19 protein-coding genes are annotated in these 20099 nt (G+C 66.7%); 12 read left to right on the top strand and 7 right to left on the bottom strand.

From position 1 onward, the window contains the following. Positions 1-152 precede the first annotated feature (152 nt). Positions 153-584 carry a plastocyanin/azurin family copper-binding protein gene (locus NN2_RS10525; protein ID WP_063012638.1) on the top strand — a complete coding sequence of 144 codons (432 nt, stop codon included), beginning with the start codon at positions 153-155 and terminating at the stop codon, positions 582-584. Here NN2_RS10525 and NN2_RS10520 read toward each other — a convergent pair. Further along, positions 571-1062 carry a MarR family winged helix-turn-helix transcriptional regulator gene (locus tag NN2_RS10520; protein WP_051755315.1) on the bottom strand — a complete coding sequence of 164 codons (492 nt, stop codon included), beginning with the start codon at positions 1060-1062 and terminating at the stop codon, positions 571-573. The two genes, NN2_RS10525 and NN2_RS10520, sit on opposite strands and share 14 nt — an antisense overlap. A gap of 135 nt (positions 1063-1197) precedes the next feature. Between NN2_RS10520 and NN2_RS10515 the strand changes: the two genes are divergently transcribed. Further along, positions 1198-2388, top strand: coding sequence for an MFS transporter (locus tag NN2_RS10515; protein ID WP_063012636.1), 1191 nt, complete (start codon positions 1198-1200; stop codon positions 2386-2388). Positions 2389-2403: 15 nt separating this feature from the next. On the opposite strand, the gene glmS is transcribed toward NN2_RS10515, so the two are convergent. Beyond that, positions 2404-4272: a glutamine--fructose-6-phosphate transaminase (isomerizing) gene (gene glmS, locus NN2_RS10510; protein WP_063012634.1), complete on the bottom strand. Its 1869-nt coding sequence runs from the start codon at positions 4270-4272 to the stop codon at positions 2404-2406. Between the two features lie 130 nt (positions 4273-4402). Between glmS and NN2_RS10505 the strand changes: the two genes are divergently transcribed. The 10 genes from NN2_RS10505 to NN2_RS10460 all read left to right on the top strand — a co-directional run bounded on the left by NN2_RS10505 (position 4403) and on the right by NN2_RS10460 (position 16865). Further along, complete coding sequence (locus NN2_RS10505; protein ID WP_063012699.1) at positions 4403-5269, top strand: dienelactone hydrolase family protein; 867 nt, start codon at positions 4403-4405, stop codon at positions 5267-5269. 99 nt (positions 5270-5368) lie between these two features. Next, positions 5369-5896 (top strand): YbaB/EbfC family nucleoid-associated protein, encoded by a 528-nt coding sequence (locus NN2_RS10500; protein WP_063012632.1) that lies wholly within the window; start codon positions 5369-5371, stop codon positions 5894-5896. Beyond that, a complete protein-coding gene (locus NN2_RS10495) occupies positions 5893-6207 on the top strand; it encodes a WXG100 family type VII secretion target (protein WP_063012630.1) in 315 nt (104 codons plus the stop codon). Before NN2_RS10500 ends, NN2_RS10495 begins: the two co-directional genes overlap by 4 nt. 13 nt (positions 6208-6220) lie before the next feature. After that, the gene (locus NN2_RS10490; RefSeq protein ID WP_063012628.1) at positions 6221-13267 is read left to right on the top strand and encodes a scabin-related ADP-ribosyltransferase; all 7047 of its coding nucleotides are present in this window, start codon (positions 6221-6223) and stop codon (positions 13265-13267) included. Positions 13268-13317: 50 nt separating this feature from the next. Next, a complete protein-coding gene (locus NN2_RS10485; protein ID WP_169812394.1) occupies positions 13318-13878 on the top strand; it encodes a type VII secretion system-associated protein in 561 nt (186 codons plus the stop codon). A 39-nt stretch (positions 13879-13917) separates the two neighbouring features. Then, entirely contained in the window at positions 13918-14307 is a 390-nt protein-coding gene (locus tag NN2_RS10480; RefSeq protein ID WP_063012624.1) for a hypothetical protein, read from the top strand. Positions 14308-14324: 17 nt separating this feature from the next. Continuing rightward, positions 14325-14627: a hypothetical protein gene (locus NN2_RS10475; RefSeq protein WP_063012622.1), complete on the top strand. Its 303-nt coding sequence runs from the start codon at positions 14325-14327 to the stop codon at positions 14625-14627. A 14-nt stretch (positions 14628-14641) separates the two neighbouring features. After that, complete coding sequence (locus NN2_RS10470; RefSeq protein ID WP_063012620.1) at positions 14642-15490, top strand: hypothetical protein; 849 nt, start codon at positions 14642-14644, stop codon at positions 15488-15490. An 82-nt stretch (positions 15491-15572) separates the two neighbouring features. Next, complete coding sequence (locus NN2_RS10465; protein WP_156511297.1) at positions 15573-16448, top strand: hypothetical protein; 876 nt, start codon at positions 15573-15575, stop codon at positions 16446-16448. 30 nt (positions 16449-16478) lie between these two features. Beyond that, positions 16479-16865 (top strand): hypothetical protein, encoded by a 387-nt coding sequence (locus NN2_RS10460; protein WP_063012615.1) that lies wholly within the window; start codon positions 16479-16481, stop codon positions 16863-16865. A gap of 38 nt (positions 16866-16903) precedes the next feature. Here the strand turns inward: NN2_RS10460 and NN2_RS10455 are convergent, their stop codons facing one another. The 5 genes from NN2_RS10455 to NN2_RS10435 all read right to left on the bottom strand — a co-directional run bounded on the left by NN2_RS10455 (position 16904) and on the right by NN2_RS10435 (position 20097). Then, the gene (locus NN2_RS10455) at positions 16904-17230 is read right to left on the bottom strand and encodes a hypothetical protein (RefSeq protein WP_063012609.1); all 327 of its coding nucleotides are present in this window, start codon (positions 17228-17230) and stop codon (positions 16904-16906) included. Between the two features lie 33 nt (positions 17231-17263). Next, complete coding sequence (locus tag NN2_RS10450) at positions 17264-18928, bottom strand: hypothetical protein (protein WP_063012607.1); 1665 nt, start codon at positions 18926-18928, stop codon at positions 17264-17266. A 40-nt stretch (positions 18929-18968) separates the two neighbouring features. After that, positions 18969-19319 carry a hypothetical protein gene (locus tag NN2_RS10445; RefSeq protein WP_063012605.1) on the bottom strand — a complete coding sequence of 117 codons (351 nt, stop codon included), beginning with the start codon at positions 19317-19319 and terminating at the stop codon, positions 18969-18971. A gap of 123 nt (positions 19320-19442) precedes the next feature. After that, the gene (locus NN2_RS10440) at positions 19443-19751 is read right to left on the bottom strand and encodes a DUF6802 family protein (protein WP_030513482.1); all 309 of its coding nucleotides are present in this window, start codon (positions 19749-19751) and stop codon (positions 19443-19445) included. A 154-nt stretch (positions 19752-19905) separates the two neighbouring features. Continuing rightward, a complete protein-coding gene (locus tag NN2_RS10435; RefSeq protein ID WP_030513481.1) occupies positions 19906-20097 on the bottom strand; it encodes a PspC domain-containing protein in 192 nt (63 codons plus the stop codon). Between the last annotated feature and the right edge of the window lie 2 nt (positions 20098-20099).

Here is a 20099-nt window from a genome sequence, read left to right as displayed (position 1 = left end):
CACAGGGATCGCGCTCGAATCGGAACCTCCAGCAGATTACGCCCGGGATCTTCGGTTCCCGCATGCCCGCGGCTCCGCCGCCGGTGCGACGCGGCCGGATCGCACGCGGGTGCCGCGAACCGGATGCCACCATTCGGACTAGGCTCGTGATCATGGCCCACAGCACCGTACGCAGCCGCGCAGCGCGTCTCCTCCCGATCGCCGGAGCGCTGGTGGCTGCCGTGCTGATCGCCGGATGTGGTTCGAACACAACGACATCCACTCCCACGACCACGACCGCGGCCACGCCGCCGGGTACCGCGGCTGCCTCGCCGACCGTGGCCCAACCGGCCTCGGTCACCGTGCGCGTCGAGGATATGAAGTTCTCCCCCGACGCCGTCACGGTCCAGGCGGGCGACACCGTCACCTGGAAGTTCTCCGACAAGGTGCCGCATGCCGTGCAGGGCATCGGCGATGCGGCGATGGGCATCAACAGCCCGATTTTCACCGGCGGCGAGTGGAGCCATACCTTCGCCGTGCCCGGCGTCTACCGCTACCTGTGCCCGCTGCATCCCGAAATGCGCGGCACCGTCACGGTGCGGTAGTCGCGACGCCGTCTCCTACCCGCATCTCGCGGCGGTTCAACGCCTCCACGGCCGTCACCAGTGGGGCCAGTTCGGGATCGGCCGCGGCCTCGCGGAGCGCCTGCGACAGGGCGGCGTCGTTGGTGGGCCGCGCCTGTTCGAGGAGGGCAAGACCAGCGGGGGTGACGTCGGTATAGATGCCCCGGCGGTCGTCCGGGCACAGATAACGCTGCAGGAGACCGCGGTCCTCGAGCCGGGTCACCAGCCGCGTGGTCGCGCTCTGACTCAGCGCCACCGAGTCGGCGACCTGGTTCATCCGCAGATGGCCACCGGGCCCGTCGTGTTGGCGGCTGAGCACGGTGAGAAGTGAGTATTCGCGCACGCTGAGCTCGTGGCCGGCCTGCAGGGCGCGTTCGATCCGTGCCTCGATCCGGTCGTGCAGCACCGAGAGCGCATACCAGCCATCCGCCAATCCGGTCAGCGCGGCTTCCGCGGTCATCGGCCCTCCTCATGTCGTCGCCGTCCCCAGGATAACGCGCTCCCGCAATAGCAAGCGCTTGCAATTAACACGCGTATGCAATTATTGTCGACGCCTGTAACGCCCGTCTACAACACCGTGTGGAGGCCTGCACCCATGCCACTCGCACTTCTCGCCCTCACCCTCGGCGCATTCGCCATCGGGACAACCGAATTCATCGTGGTCGGATTGCTGCCCGGGGTCGCGGACAGTTACGCGGTATCGATCCCGACCGCCGGTTGGCTGGTCACCGGCTACGCCCTCGGCGTGCTCGTCGGTGCGCCGGTGATGACCGGACTCGGCACGCGTGTATCCCGCAAGCGCATGCTGCTGATCAGCCTGCTGCTGTTGATCGCCGGCAACGCATTGTCCGCTGCCGCACCGACTTTCGGCCTGATGCTGACCGGCCGCATCATCGCCTCACTGGCGCACGGAGCCTTCTTCGGCATCGGGGCGGTGGTCGCCGGATCGCTCGTCGCCCCGGACCGCCGCGCCGGTGCGATCGCCATGATGTTCACCGGGCTCACGGTCGCGACCGTGGTCGGTGTTCCGCTGAGCACCCTGCTGGGTCAGCATTTCGGTTGGCGGCTCGCCTTCGCGCTGGTCGCCGCCGTCGGCACGCTCGCCTTCGCCGGAGTGCTGGCGCTGGTGCCCGATCGGCCGGCACCGCGCGACGCCCGGTTCACCCGGGAGCTGGCGGTCCTGCGCAATCCGCAGGTACTGCTCGCGATGGCGATGACCGTGCTCGGCTTCGGCGGTGTCTTCGCCGCCATCACCTACCTCGCGCCGATGATGACCGAGGTCACCGGATTCGCCGAAACCTCGGTCACCTGGATCATGGTGTTGTTCGGCCTCGGATTCCTGATCGGCAATCTGGTCGGCGGCCGTTACGCCGATCGCCATCTGCTGCCGATGCTCTACATCACGCTGGCGGCGCTGGCCGTCGTCCTGGCCCTGTTCACGCTCACCGCGCACAACAAGGTCGCGGCGGCGATCACCGTCGTCCTGATCGGAGCGCTGGGCTTCGCCACCGTGCCGCCGCTGCAGAAGCGGGTCCTCGATCAGGCCGCCGCGGCGCCGACGCTGGCCTCCGCGCTGAATATCGGGGCCTTCAATCTGGGCAACGCGCTCGCCGCATGGCTCGGCGGATCGGTCATCGCCGCGGGTTTCGGTTACACGAGCTCCAGCTGGGTCGGCGTGGTCCTGGCTACGAGCGCACTCGGCTCGGCCGTCTGGTCGGGCGCACTGGAACGTCGCACGACACGCTCCAGCACGGCACCCGAAGAGCTTGTGGCAGTGGGAGATTGACCGGCGCGCCCGCCGCTATTCGACGGTGACCGACTTCGCGAGGTTGCGTGGTTTGTCGATGTCGTAGCCGCGGGTCTGCGCCACCTCGGCGGCGAAGATCTGCAGCGGCACGGTCGACAGCAGCGGCTGGAAGAGGGTCGGGGCGGCCGGGATCTCGATCAGATGATCGGCGAACGGGCGGACCGTATCGTCGCCCTCCTCCGCGATCACGATGGTGCGGGCACCGCGGGCCTGGATCTCCCGGATGTTGCTGAGCAGCTTCGAATGCAGCACCGCGCGTCCCTTCGGGGAAGGCATCACCACGATCACCGGCAGACCCTCCTCGATCAGCGCGATCGGGCCGTGCTTGAGCTCACCGGCGGCGAAACCCTCGGCGTGCATATAGGCGAGCTCTTTGAGTTTGAGCGCACCCTCCAGCGCGACCGGATAGCCGACGTGGCGGCCGAGGAACAGCACCGTCGACTGATGCGCGAACCGGCGGGCGATCTCGCGCACCTGCGGCGCGGTCTCGAGCACCCGCTCCACCAGCTTCGGCATGGCCTCCAGTTCACCGAATTCGCGAGCCACCTCGTCCGGATACTTGGTGCCGCGCGCCTGCGCGAGGGCAAGGCCCACAAGGTAATTCGCGGTGATCTGGGCGAGGAAGGCCTTGGTCGAGGCGACCCCGATCTCCGGGCCGGTGCGGGTGTAGACCACGGCATCGGATTCACGCGGAATCTGCGCGCCGTTGGTGTTGCAGATGGCGAGCACACGCGCCTTCTGCTCCTTGGCGTGACGCACCGCCTCCAGCGTGTCGGCCGTCTCACCGGACTGCGAGATCGCGACGACCAGCGTGGACCGGTCGAGGACCGGGTCGCGGTAGCGGAATTCACTGGCCAGCTCCACCTCGACCGGAACCCGGGTCCAATGTTCAATCGCGTACTTGGCCAGCAGTCCGGCGTGATACGAACTGCCGCAGGCCACCACGAACACCTTGTCGAATTCGCGAAGTTCCTGATCGGCGAGGCGCTGCTCGTCCAGCACGATGCGGCCGTTGTCGAAATGGCCCATCAGCGTCTCGGCCACCCCGGCGGGCTGCTCCTCGATCTCCTTGAGCATGAAGTAGTCGTGGCCGCCCTTCTCGGCGGCGGCCAGATCCCAGTCGATGGTGAACGGCCGGGTCCGCGCGCCCTCGGTGGCGCCGGCGAAGTCGGTGACCACATAGCTGTCCGCGGTGATCACCACGGCCTGGTCCTGACCGAGCTCGACCGCTTCGCGCGTGTGCTCGATGAACGCCGTCACATCCGAGGCGATGAACATCTCCCCCTTGCCCACACCGACCACCAGCGGCGTCGAGCGACGCGCGGCCACGATCGTGCCCGGATGATCGGCATGCGTGAACACCAGTGTGAACGCGCCCTCGAGCCGGCGCAGGACGGCCAGCGCACTGCCGACGAAATCACCGGCCGTGGGTCCGGCCGCGTAGGCCTGGGCAACCAGGTGCACGGCGACCTCGGTGTCGGTATCGCTGCGCAGTTCGACCCCGGCCTCCTCGAGTTCGCGCCGCAGCGGGGCGAAGTTCTCGATGATGCCGTTGTGCACGACCGCGACCCGGCCCGCGAGGTCACGGTGAGGGTGCGCATTGCGGTCGGTGGGCGCGCCGTGCGTGGCCCACCGCGTATGTCCCATACCGGTCGTACCGGCGAACGCGGCGGGACCGGCCTCGGCCAGCTCGGCCTCCAGATTGGCCAGCCGACCGGCCTTGCGCTCCACCGCGATAGTGCCCGCGCCGTCCAGGATCGCCACGCCCGCGGAGTCGTAGCCCCGGTACTCCATGCGGCGCAGTGCGTCCACGACGACGCCGAGCGCGTCCCGGTACCCGACGTAGCCAACGATTCCGCACATGGTGTCCCAGCCTACTTGGGCCGCGTGGACACGCGAATCGGCCTGCTATCGAAGCAGGTGGGGGCGTGTCCGGGCCGCTCCGCTCGTGACAGTGCCGCATTCCGGGCGACTCTCGGTAGAGTTCACCCCCGTGTCGGTGTCTGTGAAATCGCTTCTGAGCATTCTGACCAGCCCTGGTCCGCACCGGGTGATGCGCGGCAACCTCGGCATCGCCGGGCAGCCCGGCGTGGTGTACACCCCCGAAGAGGGCCACAACCTGCCCGCGGTCGTCTTCGGACACGGCTGGCTCGCCGGCGCCGGCAACTATCGCCGACTGCTCGAACACCTCGCGTCCTGGGGTTTCGTCGCCGCCGCACCCGACACCGAACGCGGCCCGCTGCCCTCGCACCTGAATTTGGCCACCGACCTGCTGACCACGCTCGACATCTGCGCGGGCGTGCGGCTGGGCACCGGCGCGATCAGCGTGCACCCGGACAAGCTCGCCCTGGCAGGGCACGGGATGGGCGCGGGCGCCGCCGTCATCGCCGCCTCGCAGCGCAAGGTCGGCGCCGTGGCGGCCCTCTATCCGGCACCCACCGCCCCGAGCGCGGAAGCGCTGGCCGCCCGGATCGACACCCCGGCCCTCATCGTCGCCGGCGGTGTCGACATCTCCACCGGCAACTGCACCGCGCAGGCCCTCGCCACCGCCTGGGGCGGGCCGATGTCGCTGCGCACCGTCGACAAGGCCACCCACAACGGCATCGTCGAGGGCCGCCGCGCTCTCGCCGCGCTCGGCGCCGCCAAGTACGAACCCAAGACCGAACGCATCACCCGAGCCCTCCTGGTCGGCTACCTCAGCTACCAACTCCTGGGCGACAAGAAATATCAGCCCTTCGCCGACCCGGAAGCCGACATCCCCCACACCTCGGCCGTCGACCCCGAAGCCACCGAAGAGCCGGAGCCCGAACACGTTTCGCCCTTGCAGCTCGTGCAGGTAGCCCGCGCCCTGCGCAAGTAGAAGGCCGTCGCCCGGGAGCGCACGAGAACGGTGGGAACCGATCGTCGCCGGGCCGCGTCGGATATGTTGACGGCTGGTTTTCGACGGAGGGGTGGACAGATGGCGGACGCCGAGCAGGAGGCCGCGCGGGCGCGGAACGAGGCGTTGCGACTGGAGGTCGATTCCCTTCTGGCGACCTTCGAACAGCAGAAGCGCGAACTCGCCGACGTACAGGAGCGGTTGGCCGCCACGACCGCCGAGGCCTGGTCCGCGGACAATCTGGTCCGGGTCGTCGCCAATGTCGCGGGCGTGGTGGTGGAGGTTCATCTGGAGCCCGAGGCGTTCAAGCGGTCGACCCCGGAGAAACTCGGCAGGTCGATGGCCGAGGCCGCACAGGCCGCGGCTCGCCGGGCCGGCGAGTTGTCGCAGCAGGCGCTGGCACCCATCCAGGAGGTCGCCGGTGACGTGCCCGACCTCTCCGACATCCTCCCGGGTGCGCCCAGCATCAAGGATCTGATGAACACGCTGCTGCCCGATCCGGCGGAAAGCGCACCGGCGCAACAGGGCTCGTCGGAGCCGGGGGCGTTCGACGACGAGGACGAGGACGACTACTACCGCAACCGCGGCTACCTGCGGGGGGAGCGATGAGCGCGTTCAAGGTCGATCCGGCCGCTCTGCGGGCGACCGAGCCCCGGTACAACGACGTTTCGGACCGGGTGATCACCGCGGTGCAGAACCTGAAGCGGATCGTCGAGGCCGAGGGCCAGTGCTGGGGTGACGACGAAATCGGCGAGAAGTTCGCGAAGGGGTACGTCGATCCCGCCGGTAAGGCCGTCACGACCGGCAGTAATCTCGGCGCGATCCTCACCAGCATGGCGGGCAATATGCGCTCCGCGGCCGAAACGCTGCAGGCGCAGGACCAAGCCAACGCCGGCGCGATCGCCCAGACCCAATTCTGATTCCGCGCCGCACATGGGTATCGAAATCCCCACCGAACTGCAGTGGGTCGCGAAATATGTTGTGGGTGCCGGTGATTGGCCCAAGGGTGACGAAACCGCGATGCGGCGGCTCGCCCACGGCTGGGACCAGCTCGCCGACGCCCTGACCGAAATTCAGACCGACGCGGGTTCGGTCACCACCTCCGCTTTGGCCGCCGTCGACGGGAAGACCCACGAGGCGATCAAGGAGTTCTGGGATCAGGTCGCGGGCGACAAAGGCCTGTGGCCGGGGCTGATCGAGGAAGTCAAGGGCCTGAGCCAGGACCTCGACGACACCGCCACCGATATCGAACATACGAAATACGTCATCATCGCGACCCTGGTGATCTTCGCGATTCAGATGATCCAGGCGATCGCCACGGCATGTACGGGTATCGGCGCCCCCGCCGCCGCGGCGGAGGAGGCTGCGGCGCAGGTCGCCGCGCGCCTGACCATCCGCCAGATCATCAAGTGGCTGATCCAGAAGATCTCCACCCGGGCGCTGGCCAAGGCCGCGATCATCGGTGTGGCGCAGGGCGCCGGTGTCGACGCGGGCGCCAGTCTGCTGCAGATGGCGCAGGGTAAGCGCGGTGGTTTCACCGGCGAGGAAGTGAAAGGGCTGTTTGCCGAGAGCGTTTCAGGCGCTGTCGGTGGTGCGGTGGGCGCGAAACTGGGCTCCGACGGGCTGGCCAAGGGCCTCGTCGACAAGGCCGGGTCGACTGCCGGAAAGTTCGCCGCGCGCACGGCCGCCGATGCTGTCGGTGGCGCGGCCGGATCGGTCGCCGGAACCGCCGCGAGCGTCCCGTTCGGCGGGAAATTCGAGGTCGACCCGACCACGCTCGCGACATCGTCGGTCGCCGGCGCGGCTCAGGGTGCGCTCGGCCAGGTGCACGAAGGGCGGACCACGCCCGCGAGCCACGAATCCGGAACGACGGACGCCGGGGAGGCTGGCAGTTCTGATTCCGCTGCGGGACAGAATCATTCGAGTGGTACGCACGACAACTCGACCGGCACGCCTTCGAATGACGGAACGAACCCGGCGCGGCCGGGACCGTCGTCCCCAGCGCACGACAATGCACCCGCACCATCCCCGGCTCACGATGGCCCGCCGGCCGGTCCCACACATGTCGGCGACACCAGCGCACAGCCGTCGCCCCACACCTCGGAGCCCGCGCCCGCCGGCACCGAGACCGGCACGACCGGACACAACACCGATTCGGCGCCCGCACCGGACCGAACCGCCCAGCCGGATCACGGGAACGGACCTCCGCAACATACGGAAAACACTGCGCCGCAACACGACACGCCGACGACGGATGGGGCGCCGGCGCCGCACACCGCCGGCACGGAGAACGGGCCGTCCGGCCATGCCGCACCGGTGGAGCATTCCGTTCCCGAGCAGTCACCGCGCCCCGGGTCGAGCCTGAACTGGGACACCGACTCGCCGGCACCCGCCGGGACCACACATCCGGGCGCTTCCGAGACCTCGTCGCCCTCCCACGACACACCGCCGGGCACCCCACCGGCGCCGGACCATGCCACACCTCAGCATCCGGATGCGAGTTCGCCCCCACATGATGCGCCGACGACGACTCGGCCGGGATCCGACCAGCCGGGCTCACCGCATTCGGATCCGGCGACGCCGCCTTCCGCTGCGCACCCCGATTCCCCTGCGGCAGCACCGGATCCGTCGCGACACCCGGATGCCGGAACGCCGGTGGGCCGACACGAGTCACCATCACCGCAACCCGATCCGGCACAACCCACGGCAACGCCACACGGCAGTTCGGTCGACCCGGCCGCAGTGCCGCACCCCGGCGGCGATCGGACGCCGACTCCGGCCGAGGACACCCCGGCAACCACACACGCCGCGACCGCCGACACCCCCGCTGCCACGACGCCGTCGGCGGCCCCCTCCATGGGGTCGCTGGGATCTCTCGGTTCCGCCGGTGGTGAAGGCACGCATCGCCCTAACACTCCGGCTCACACCCCGACTCACGCGGATACACCGCACTCCGACCCCCGATCGGCAGGCCCGCACATCGGGCCCGAGACCGCGTCGCGCCCGGACAATTCCCGTGCCCCGCGCGACAACGCGCGACCCGACACTACCCCGGCGAGCAGGACCGAGTCCCCGCGTCCGGCGCCATCCGCGCCGCGCACGACGGCCCGCCCGGAGCCGGCTCGTCACGCACCCGGCTCGACCGCCGCCGACCACGCTCCGGCCCGCCTCCGACCGGAGCCGGCACGCACTCCGGAGCCGAGCCGCACACCGGTTTCGCATGACCGAAACGGGCACGCGCAGAACAGGAATACCGCCGAACCGGCTGTCGAACGACCGTCCGACGCTGCGAATGATTCGGACCCTCGAACTCCGAACGGAACTCGGAACGGGTCACCTGAGTCGGCCGATGCGCCGGGTCGTGGTTCCGCACACCCGGGTGCCGCGGAAACCCCGGCCCACCGAACCGGCGAGCAACACCCGACCGACGATGCGATCGCCGCACCCCACGACCGTTCCGATACGGAACCGGCCGAGCCGGCGCGGACCGACACCGACCGCAGCGCGGAGGCGGAACCGCCCGCAGCGACGCCGCAGCCGCCCCCGCACCGCCCGGGTTTCGACCCCGCGGCGCACGCATACGTCGCCCGCCACAACGACGGCCGGATGATCCACATGGATCCCTTCTACTCCGGCCGATACAACCCCCACATCGACCGCTACCAGCCCACGCCGGAGGAGATCTCGGCGGCCCGCGCCCACCCGCCCGGGGAAAGCCCGCACGATCTGGAAGTCCGCCGCTGGGAAGAGCATCGCGCCCGGGCAACGGAAGACCCCGCCGCACAGGAGCTTTCACCTGCCCATGCGCGCGAAGCCGCGACCGCTCCCGACTCGTCCCCGGAAGGCACCGCTCATCCGGAGCGCCCGGCCGAGCGCACTCCCACACCGAGCGATCGCGCCGGAACACCACACGAGCGGAACACGCACCCACACGATCGCGCCGACACCGCCCACGATCGTCCCGCCAACGCCCCCGAACACCCGGCCCGTCCAGCCGAACGCCCGGAAACCCCGCCGCTGCGCCGCGAACCCGAACCGGCAACCCCACCCCGCTGGGCCCACCACGACCCGAACTTCCTCGACAACGCCATGCGCCCACCGGAATGGATGCGGCGCAGCGCAACCCCGTCACACGGCACCCACCCGGCACCGCATCCCGAATCACCCCGCCCGAACGGCACCCACCCTCACTCGACGCCCCGTCCGGAAGCTCACCGACCGACCGGCCGACCGACCACCCCCGAATCACCCCGCCCGAACCATCCCCACCCGGAATCACCCCGCCCGAACCATCCCCACCCGGAATCACCGCGGCCGAACCACCCCCACCCGGAATCCCCACGGCCGAACGGATCCCACCCGGAGACGCCCCGCCCGAACCACCGCCCCGGCGAGCCGGCACCTCGCCCGGAGGCAGGTCCCCGACCTCGTCCGGGTGGGACCACACCACGTCCAGAAACACCGCGCCCCTCGCATCGCCCCTCCGAGCCGTCACCGGCCCGCCCCGAACCAGCCGCGCGGACACATCCGGAGCGGGCGGGCCGACTACATCCGGACCCCTCCGCCGGTCCCGCACGCCGTCCGGTTCCAGGGCCCGATGCCCGCAACACGGCCCGACCGACAGGCGCCACAACACATCCCGGCGCCCACGGACCCGCCGCCGACAACCATGCCGTGCACTCCTCGCCCACCCATCCGGCGAGCCCGCGACCGCACAATGGTGTGCCCCACGAAGGGGGCCATCCCGCTGCGCCGCCACACCACAACCCACCGCCCGGTGACCACTCGCATTCCGACGAAGGTGCGGTCGGCCGCGACGGTGTGCGCCGATTCGGATCCGACGAAGCAGGCCAACGCTACGGCGACAATCGCTTGGCACATGTGCTGCACTCGTTGCCTCCCGAACTACAGCATGCGGTACGTCAGTACACGGTCCAGTCGTTCCCGAACGGCTTCCTGCGCTCGCCCAATCCGTTGGAGGCAGTCGGTCGTCATTTCGACCATCTGCGTGCCGAAAGTCATGCCGCCGCAGCCCTGACCCATGCGAATCGTGGCGAAATGCCTCGGACGGTGGCGGATCTGGATCGCATGGCGATGCGGCGCGACCTGGATCCTTTCCAACGCCAGTGGGTCGACTTCGTACGTTCACAGCCGGATCCGGCAGCCCGACTCGACGCATTGGCGAGCAATCAGGGGAACTGGAGGTTCCTGCACCAGTACTTCGACGGCCCGCCCACGGTCGAGGCCTTCCATCGGCGGATCGCGGAAACCGACGCCGCACTCAACAGACCGCTTCCCGAATCCGTCCAAGTACTGAGAGGGCTGCACGACCTCTCGTTCATGGAGACAGAGATGGGACGTCAACTCGGAGCGGGCGGTGATCCGCGTGCCTTGATCGGCACAACACAAACGGAACGCGCCTATATGTCAACGTCTCTGGGCGCGAATCTCACTCAGGTCGACGGCCGGCCATTCCCGTTCCGGATCGAGATGACGGTCCCGGCCGGATCCCCCGGCCTCTGGATGGGCCACGACAGCGCGTACCCCGATCAACGCGAGCTGATTCTGCAACGGCATACCCGGTACCGAATCAACGACATCGTCCATACCGGATGGGTCCAGACCGAATCCGGCATGCGGCCGACATTCACCGTGCACGCGGAAGTTCTTCCGCCCGAGCACATGGCCGCGCCGGCGGCCGAACACGAGCGACCATCAGCTCCCGCATCACGAACGGAACCCAACGCATCCGGCCCACATCGAAACGACGCGAGCGGACCGGCACCGCACGAATCCGCGCGTCGTCCATCGGATGCACAACCGGCGCCTTCGACTCGGCGCTCGGACGCCGACCACAGCAATCCAGCGCGCACCCCACCGCGAGACGAAGGCAACGCCGGACCGACCGGTCATCCGGCCGAAGTGCCGGCACGCGGCGAATCGATGCGCCCGAGCGAATCTCGCCCGGGCTCCGGAGCACCCGCGACCGCACCGAACGGTAGGCCACCCGCGACGCCGGTCACCGCAGCGGACGGACCTCGCCCCGACCACTCGGCCGGAGATGAGGAACGGCGCCCCGGCCCCGGCTCCTCGGTGCCGCGAGAACCCGGACCAGTCGTCCATCGCCCGGGCGAACCGACAACGACGACAACGTCGGTCGACCGGTCGAGCCCGCCATCTCATCGGTCCGATCCCGAACCCGTGGCTCCCACCCGGACCGACGGTGCGAGGGCGGACCTTCGCCCGGAATCGACCCACACCGCACCAGAAGCTTCCGGTCCCGGCGAGACTCGCGGGAACCGCCACATACCGGAATCGGGCAGGCGTGACAGCGCGCCCGCACACACGAGTCCCGAACGTGGCGACGCAGTAGCGCCGCAGCACCAATACGCTCCCGATCATGGTCGCGGAGAACCGACGCCCGAACAGCATCAAGCTATCCGTGATTACACCGACCCCGACGGGAACCACTACACCGAGCTCAACAACCGTCTGCGCAACCACACCGAACTCGATCCGGACCAGCAGCAACTCGCACAACGGATCTCCGATGGTCTGGGCAATCTGCCGGCCCACACCGGCACCGTCTGGCGTGGCACCTCACTGAGCCCCGAAGAGATAGCGCGGTATGTTCCCGGCGAAACGGTGACCGAGCCCGCGTTCACCAGTACCTCCCGGGACCCTCGACGCACCTTTGTCGGCAATGTCGAATTCGTCATCCACTCCAGCACCGGCCGCGATATCTCAGAGCACTCCGTGCGGCCGGGTGAACGAGAAGTCCTTTTCGATCGCAACACCACGTTCGAAGTGCGCGGTGTCACGCACGATCCGACTGCCGGGCTGTTCGGGCGCACCCGGATCTACCTCTACGAGACACCTCCACACGTTCCCCATTCCGAGGATGCGGCCCAACACCACGACACCGACGATCATGAAGGGTCCACAGATCACGAAATCGAGACCGGCACAGGCGAAGTGGAACACTCGGTCCTGCACGGCCCCGACCGCACTGCCATAGGTGACGACCCCCAGACGCATCGTGTCTACGACAATCTCCGCAATGAGGGCGAACACGATGTCATCGTCCATGGGAACCGCTTCGGCCGCCCGATCCCCGGGCACGAGAACGAGACCAGTCCGCAATACGTTGCCGACGCGATTCGGAACAACCCGAACTACCAGCCGGGCACTCCGGTCCGCCTGATCTCCTGCCATGCGGGCAACGACATCGGCTGGGCTCAGCAGCTCGCCGACGAACTCGGGGCGCCGGTACGCGCACCGTCGGACACCGTCGGCGTGCGTCGGGCCCCCGACTCGCCCGCCGTCGTTCACGACGGTGGGCACTGGGCCACCTTTCACCCCGGCGGTGCCGAACCCACACAGGAACCGCACCACGTCGACATCGCGGAATCCGATAACTCGGCCGTCACCACCGAAGGCCGCCGGGACGGCTGGGACATCATGGCCTCGGACGACAACCACCTCGAGGCAGCCGTGGACCCATCGGTGGACATCAGCGACATGGGCGTGGATCCCCGATGGCGAACCGACAACGAACCTCTCTATCGCAGTGACAACAGGCCGCCCGCTGTGATTTTCGACCAGGGGTTCTCCCCCCGAGATCCCTCGTTCACGGACCTCTCGCAATACGTAGAGGACGATGTCCCTTCGGCTTTCGTCAGCACATCGACACGCGAGGATATCGGCGAGGAATTCGGAGGGCGTTTCACTTATGAGCTGGACGCTCCCGGAGGAATCGATGTCAACGAGACACTCGGCGCCCACACGATGGAATACGAATCCGAAGTGGCATTTCCGGGAGGAATCCGCGGCGAGTTCATCGTAGGTGCGAGGTCGTACAGCTACTCGACCGGAGAGTACGGTGACTTCATTCCCAATCCGAACTACGTCACCAGAGACGACGGGGATCCCGGTGCCGGAGGGAGACCGTCCGAGAGCGATGAGAGCACCGACGACTAGCATGGACAGATACTGACCGGTCGATCCGATTCTGGATGCAGGAGATGAGAATGACCGATAACACACCACCGCCGATAACTCCCGCGCTCCGAAAGGCTGCCGCGGAACAACCCGGAGGATGGGTGTACGTGATCGACCCGTTCTTTCCTCAGGATGGAAACGTTCCCCCGTACGGAATCGAGGGGGCATGGAAAGTCGACGACGAAGGAAAAATCAGCGGCGAATTCCAACGCAACGCCAAGTACCGCCCGTCGCCGGTCAAGCTGGGGATGCCGAAGCCCGGTGACGACACCGAAAGGCAATTGCAACTGGCTGCGACGGGGTATGGGACGGAGGAATCCCTCATGAACGCATTACGGTCATCCGATGTGTACATCCCTGGCGACGGAACTGTTGAGACAGTCGTATATTCGGATTCTCGGGGAGATTTCGTAGCACTGTACACCCGGCCGGAGATCGTGCCGGAGAACTACCGGTTCGTTGAGCGGGTACCGTTCGAAACCCTGCTACAACGCTTACCGGACGATGCGTCGGTCGTAGTCAATCCCGGCACACCGAGTTCTGTGCGGATTCCGGTCGCGGCATTGATGGAAGGCGGCACCGGTCGATAACTTTTTACCACATTCGATACTCGTCGAAAAGAGTTTACTGTGCAGAATCTTCGAGCGGTCGGCATATATCGGGAAATGTACCGAAAAGACAAGCCCGAATTGAAACCGCTATCCGAGTCGTACACCACCCGAATCATAGGCGACCGCGATCGGATTGCGGACTATATGCAGGCCGGGACCCCTGTATTCGATGTCATGGAAGATGTCGTAGATATGGTGGACGGCCGTGAGTGGATCCGTAGCGGACCCACTCTCGTTTCGGACGGCGAGTGGATATGGCGGCTGGATTCGATCCACTATCTGAGAAACTACTCGCTCGACATGCCACAGGAATTCGTGGACCATGTGCGTCGGCAGAACTACCAGCCGCCGGGGGTCATCGATGTGACCGATGCACGATACGACACTGCAATCGCCGCATACTTCTGACCGAACCGGAGCGCACGATGACCTATCAGCCGGACCGCCCTTCCGCCGCCGACCCCGCCGAACAGCGTCGAGTCGACGAAAAGATTGCGGCGCGAATGGGCATCTCGGTCGAGGAGTTGCATGACATCGATCGCCGAGTGGCCGAAGATATCGCCGCCCGAGACGCCGTACCGGCCGAGCAGCGGATTGTCGACGACAACCCTAAATTCACAAAGGGATTCGGCCTGGTCACTCCTGAGAACGAGATCCAACCAGGCGAAATACGGGAACATTACCGGAATCCCGGGGCCGCATCACCCACCGACGAACAACCCTCGTAGACGGGATCATCATCGTGAACTCCTGGGACGACACCAGCTACAACTGGGGCCCCCTCCCGCCGCCGGGGACGCCCGAGTATCCGGAGCCGAAACCGCAGCGCGATCCGCTCGAAGGGCGATACGAGCCCTGGACTCGTAAACCCTTGTTCTACTGGCCGATCCTGATCCGCGGTGAGTTCGTCGGTCACATCTGGGCGTCGCAGCACCACAACTCCGCCGGACTGGTTCGCATCCTGAGTCGTGACGACTTCTCTTGGATGGACGTCTGGCGGGAGCGGCTCGACGCCGCCTGCAAGCAGGGATTACGTCCCGTCGATGCTGTACAGCGCTGGGTCGGCGCGCCCGAAGATCCCATCGGCGGCTACATCCCCGCCGACGCACCTGTCCCCGACGCGCCGAATCTCGACGCTCTGTACCAGCGCACCAACCCTGGCGGCCCTGCGGCGCCTGGACCTCTCATTCAAGACGGCGAATTCCCTGACGGCACACCAGTGAATCGCGCGCAGGGCTGGGGACCACTCGTCTCCGCACCCGCTACCACCTACCCCTCCACCACCGACTCACCGGTTCGGTATCTGCCGATTATCAAGAGCGGCAACCTTATTGCCTACCTGTGGGCGTCGACCACCAACGACGCGGCCGGCTACCTGCCCCGCGCGGCAGCGGGCAGAACCGCACAAATTGCCGCCGGCCTCTGGAAACTTCGCATTACCGAGGGCTACGAACAGAACGTTCCACCGCTCGAAATCCTCGACAGATGTCGCGCCTTCCCTGAAGACCACATGTCAGGCATGATCCAACCCAACGTGCCGGACGCGGAGCTTCCCACAGTGCAACAGCTCGTAAATCTCGCACAGCAGTAGCGGATTCACCGCACAAGCTCGTCGGCAGGGCTCGAGCTCGACTTCACGCCCACCCTATGTACACGGATGAAAGGAACGACGTGTGGCGGAGGCGATCGTCAGTGACAAGTTCATTTTCGCCAACCAGCCCCCTGCCGCCCCACCAGGCTACGAACCTCCAGCCGGTTTCGGTGCGCCGATGGCACCTCGCGCCACATACGAGGGCTGGACCAGGCAACCGGTCAGATATGTGCCTGTCATACGACGCGGCAAATTCATGGGGTGCCTCTGGGCATCGGCGACCCACAACTCCGCCGGTTTCATCCGCAAGATGTCGGACGGCGATCCGCTGTCCGACCCGTCGTGGACCGCGATCGACACGTGGGCGGACCGGCTGGCCGCCGCCTACGCAGACCGGCTCCCGGCCCAGCAAGCGGTACAGCAGTGGATCGGTGCGGCGGAGCATCCCGAGGGTGGTGGAATACCCGCCGGCGCTTCGGTCAGGCGAGCCGAAAGCCTTACTGCCCTATACGAATTGGTGAACCCGGGCGGCCCTCCTCCGCCCGACCCGCTGGTACAGGACGGTATGTACCCCGACGGCACGCCGGTCGACCGCTCACAGGGCTGGGGCCCGCTGGTCAGCACGCCGTTGCGCCGCTACCCAACCAGCACATCCAGTGCAGTCCGCTTTCTGCCGATACTGAAGGAGGGTCGGCATATCGGCTATCTCTGGGCCTCGGTCGAGAACGACGCCGCCGACTACCTTCCTCTCCGGTCCGCCGGCAGGACAGCGCACATCGCCGCCGGTCTCTGGCAATTGCGATTGAGCCATGGGTACAGGCAGCAACTTCCGCCACTGCAGACCCTTCATGACAGTCGCCACCATCCTGAAGACCGCCTCTCCGGGTTGATCGAACCGAACGCTGTGGAAGACGAACTTCCGTCACTGGAACGACTGAAGGCAGTCGCCCAGCGTTAGCACAGCGATCGGCGAGGGGGGAGCGGAACGGTGAGGATTGCCGAGTTGTTCGGGGCGTTCGATTCCGAAGGCATGCCCGCACCAGCCCACGAGCGTCCTTCGTTGGATGACGCCGAACGTGAGGCTGTCTTGCGATTCCTCTCTGGTGCGACGATCGCGGCGCGAACGAGCGGGCGCACGATCGACAGGATTGATGCGTCGAGAGGCAAGGTCGTGCCTGCCTCCTTCGCGACCGACGGCACATGGATGTGGTCGCGCGCAGTCGCGTACTACCTGCGAGAACACGATGTCGTTCCGGAACCTGCGTTCCTGGCGCACATTCGAGAATGTGGTTATGCAGCTGCGCAGCCGGGCCCTGCCGAGCTATCGGTCGCTGTGCGCATGCTCCGATCCGCGGAGAGGGACAACGGCCTGTGACCAACTCGGCCCGGCCGTGACGAGGGAAGCCTGCCGGTTCAGACCAGCCAGCTCTTGCGGCGGTAGTAGGCGTCGTCCTCGTCTTCGGCGTCGATCGGGGCGACGGCCTGGTTGGCTTTCCGGGCGGCCGCGGCGCGGGCTATCGCTTCGCGTTGCTCGCGGGCCTCTACTTCTTGGCGCTCGCGCTCCTCGGCTTCGGCGGCGGCCAGGCGTTCGGCTTCGGCGACGCCTCGGTCGATCTCCGCGGCGAGATGTGCGCCATTGGCGGCGAGTCGGCGTTGAGCTTCCTCGTAGTCCTCGTTGTGGTTGCGCAGCCAGCGGCTGTGTTCGTACATCACCTCTTCGAGGTGGCGGGCGAGGTCCATCTCAATTCTCCCGGGTGGTCAGCGGTGGACGAGTCAGAGTGGGCCCGCCTCGGCCAGTTCCGCGCCCGAGCCGTTGGGATCGGGCGGCGGCCCCTGCGGCGGGACGGCCGGCGGCTTGTGATCGGTTTCGGAGTCACGGCGAGGCGGCGGGGGTGTAGCCGGGTTGACCGGATTGGCTTGACTACCACCGTTTTCGCTCGACTGACCACCTCCGGCGGGTGGCTGTTGGTCGGTCGGCTTCGGTGGCGGAGGTGCCTGATCATCGTTGCCCGGCTTGCCGACACCGCTGTCCTGCTTCTGCTCGGTGTCATCGGGCTTGCGGCCGTCACCGGGTTGCTGCCCCTCGCCGAAGGGCTGACCATCACCTGCGGGTGAGTCGCCAGGGTGCCCCGCGTCCCCCTCCGCACCCGGCTTCTTGTCCTCGGTGTTGATCACCGGGTTGCCGTGCTCGTCCAGCTTCATGCTGTAGGTCTTCTCGTCGCCCGAACTGTCGGACATCACGACCTTCAGCTCACCGTTCGGACCCATCTCGAACTTCAGATGTCTTCCGGCGATGTCGAATTCGGCATTCGGTTTACCGTCTGCGGCCCCCTTCGCGTCATGCGGCTGCAACAGCGACTGCACTTGCTGCAGGGCACCGTCGAACCCTTGCTGGATCGCGGTGGACAACGCTGTCGCTCCCTGCGTCAGCGACTGCCCGAGCGTGCTGACCACCGGAGAGAGCTGGGATGCCACCTGACTGATCTGCGCAAGTCCGTCGAGGCCGGAGGTGACCGTCGGCGAGACCGACGACGGGACGGTATTCCCCGGCGTCGATTGATTACTGGGGACCGAATTCGCCGGAGCTGGGCCCGGATTGGCGGGTGCCGGTCCCGGATTGCTCGGAGAAGGCCCCGGGTTGCTCGGCTGGGACGGCTGCGGAGTCCCTGCCGGCATCGGGTACGCCGAGACATCCAATCGGTCGAGGGCGTCCGATATGCCGCCGTAGAGCTGCTCGATCGTTGATTTCGTCCGCGCGCAAAGGTCATTGAAAGACTGGACAGTGTCTTCCACACCCTTGACGAAAACCGTTCGAAGCCAGTCCGTGGCCGTGGGCCCGTACTGCTTGGCAATCTGCATCGACACCACGGGCGCGTACGAACCCGGGTTCTTGTACTCGGCAGCCACCATGATCATCCAGTCGATCTTCTGCCGCCCCGCGCTGCCATCGAAGTCCGGGCCGTCGTCCTTCCAATACTTCTTTACCGCTTCCGCCTTGCCCAAGACCGCATTTCGCAACGAGCCGGGCGCGAACGCCAAGCCCAACGACACCTGCTTGACCTGGTCGTAGTCCGTCTGCGCACGCCGGACTTGCTGGTCGAGCAGGGCATGTGCGTCATCTCCGGCAGTGCCCTGCCAGATGGATTGGACGGCGCCGAGTTGCGTCTTCTGAAGTTCCAGTTCGGTATCGGCCTCGCCGACCACGCGGCTGAGATCCTGTGCGACACCGTCCAAGGCGGCAAGGTCCATGCCTCGCTCGGTATCGTATTTGGCACATAAGGATTCGTAGGACGGCATCTCTGCTCGGCCGAATCCGAGAAGTTTGTTGACCTGCGCGTACCGGGGCAGATATTCCTGGAAGAACATCAGCCCGGTGCAACCTTCGTCCAGGATCTTATCTACGGAGGCGTCGGTAGAAACGTTGAGAGTCACCAGCATTCACCACCACGGACACGATGCGCACGACATCGGGAACACATCAGACGCGCGCCGCTGCGGGCGTTGTCGGGTTCAGATTCACACCCGTCGCGTTGAACTTTTCGACATTGGAGTCATCGACCGTCGAGTAGGTGTCGGCGCTGGTGCTCATCGTTTCCCCCATCTTCGCGATCGCGGTTTGCCAATTCTTCAACCAGGCGGTCAGGTGCCCCAGCGAGTGGTTGATCTTGACACCGTCGGCAGTGTAGTCACGGCCGGCCTGCGGACCCCCGAAGGTATGCGACGTCAACTCCGTGGTCTTGTTGTCGAGTACACCCGCGGAGCCCTTGAGATTCGTCGCCATCCGCTGAAGCGACACGACGTCCACCTTGACGTGCCCACCCGAAGCCATCGTTAGCTCCCCTCCCTCGCTGACCTGCGGCCGACGCCACAGCCTTCCCGTACTCTCTTGGACGCGCTCGGACAGCAGCCGGTTCCATCACGTACCGGCGGTCGAAAACCGAAGCCACGCCGCTCACTTGCCCATTTTGCCCTTGTCCACCTGGACCCACTCGGTGCGGCCGTCGGGATAGTGGTGGAACTCCCAGGCGGAGTAGTCGCCGCCGTCGTCGACGATGCTGACGTGGTCGGCGTAGCCGTCGTGGTCCATATCGGACCAGACTTCCATCGAGTGGTCGCTGTGGAAGGTTTCGGTGTCCAGGATGCCGTCCGCGTCGATGTCCTGGGACGGGTGGTTCAGCTCCACGGCGCCGATGCCGCCGAGGTCGGAGTGTGCGTCGACTTCCGGCAGGTCCAGGCCCGGCAGATCGCCCGAATGGATCATGTATGTGCTCCTCGAGGGACGTGCGGGAATTTGTTCCATCCTGGCATCCGGAAGCGGCGCTGCGCATCCCCGGCCCGGCATGTTGTGGATAACTTGCCGGCGCCGAGGTGGGCCGCAGGTTTGCCTGTGGATAACTACCGTCGCATCGCGTCCGCTACTGCTTCGGGATGACGATCCACAGCACCAGGTAGACGATGAACTGCGGGCCGGGCAGCAAGCAGGACAGGACGAACAGCAGGCGGATCAGATTGGCGTTCCAGCCGAAATATTCGGCGAGGCCACCGCAGACGCCGCCGATCCACTTGTCGGAGCTCGATCGGGTGAGGCGGCGGGTGGGGGCGGTCATAA

The organism is Nocardia nova NBRC 15556, assembly GCF_001613005.1.
In the GTDB taxonomy this organism is placed as follows: domain Bacteria; phylum Actinomycetota; class Actinomycetes; order Mycobacteriales; family Mycobacteriaceae; genus Nocardia; species Nocardia nova.
The sequence above is the reverse complement of the archived record's forward strand: the minus strand, read 5'-3'. Positions and strand labels throughout refer to the sequence as shown.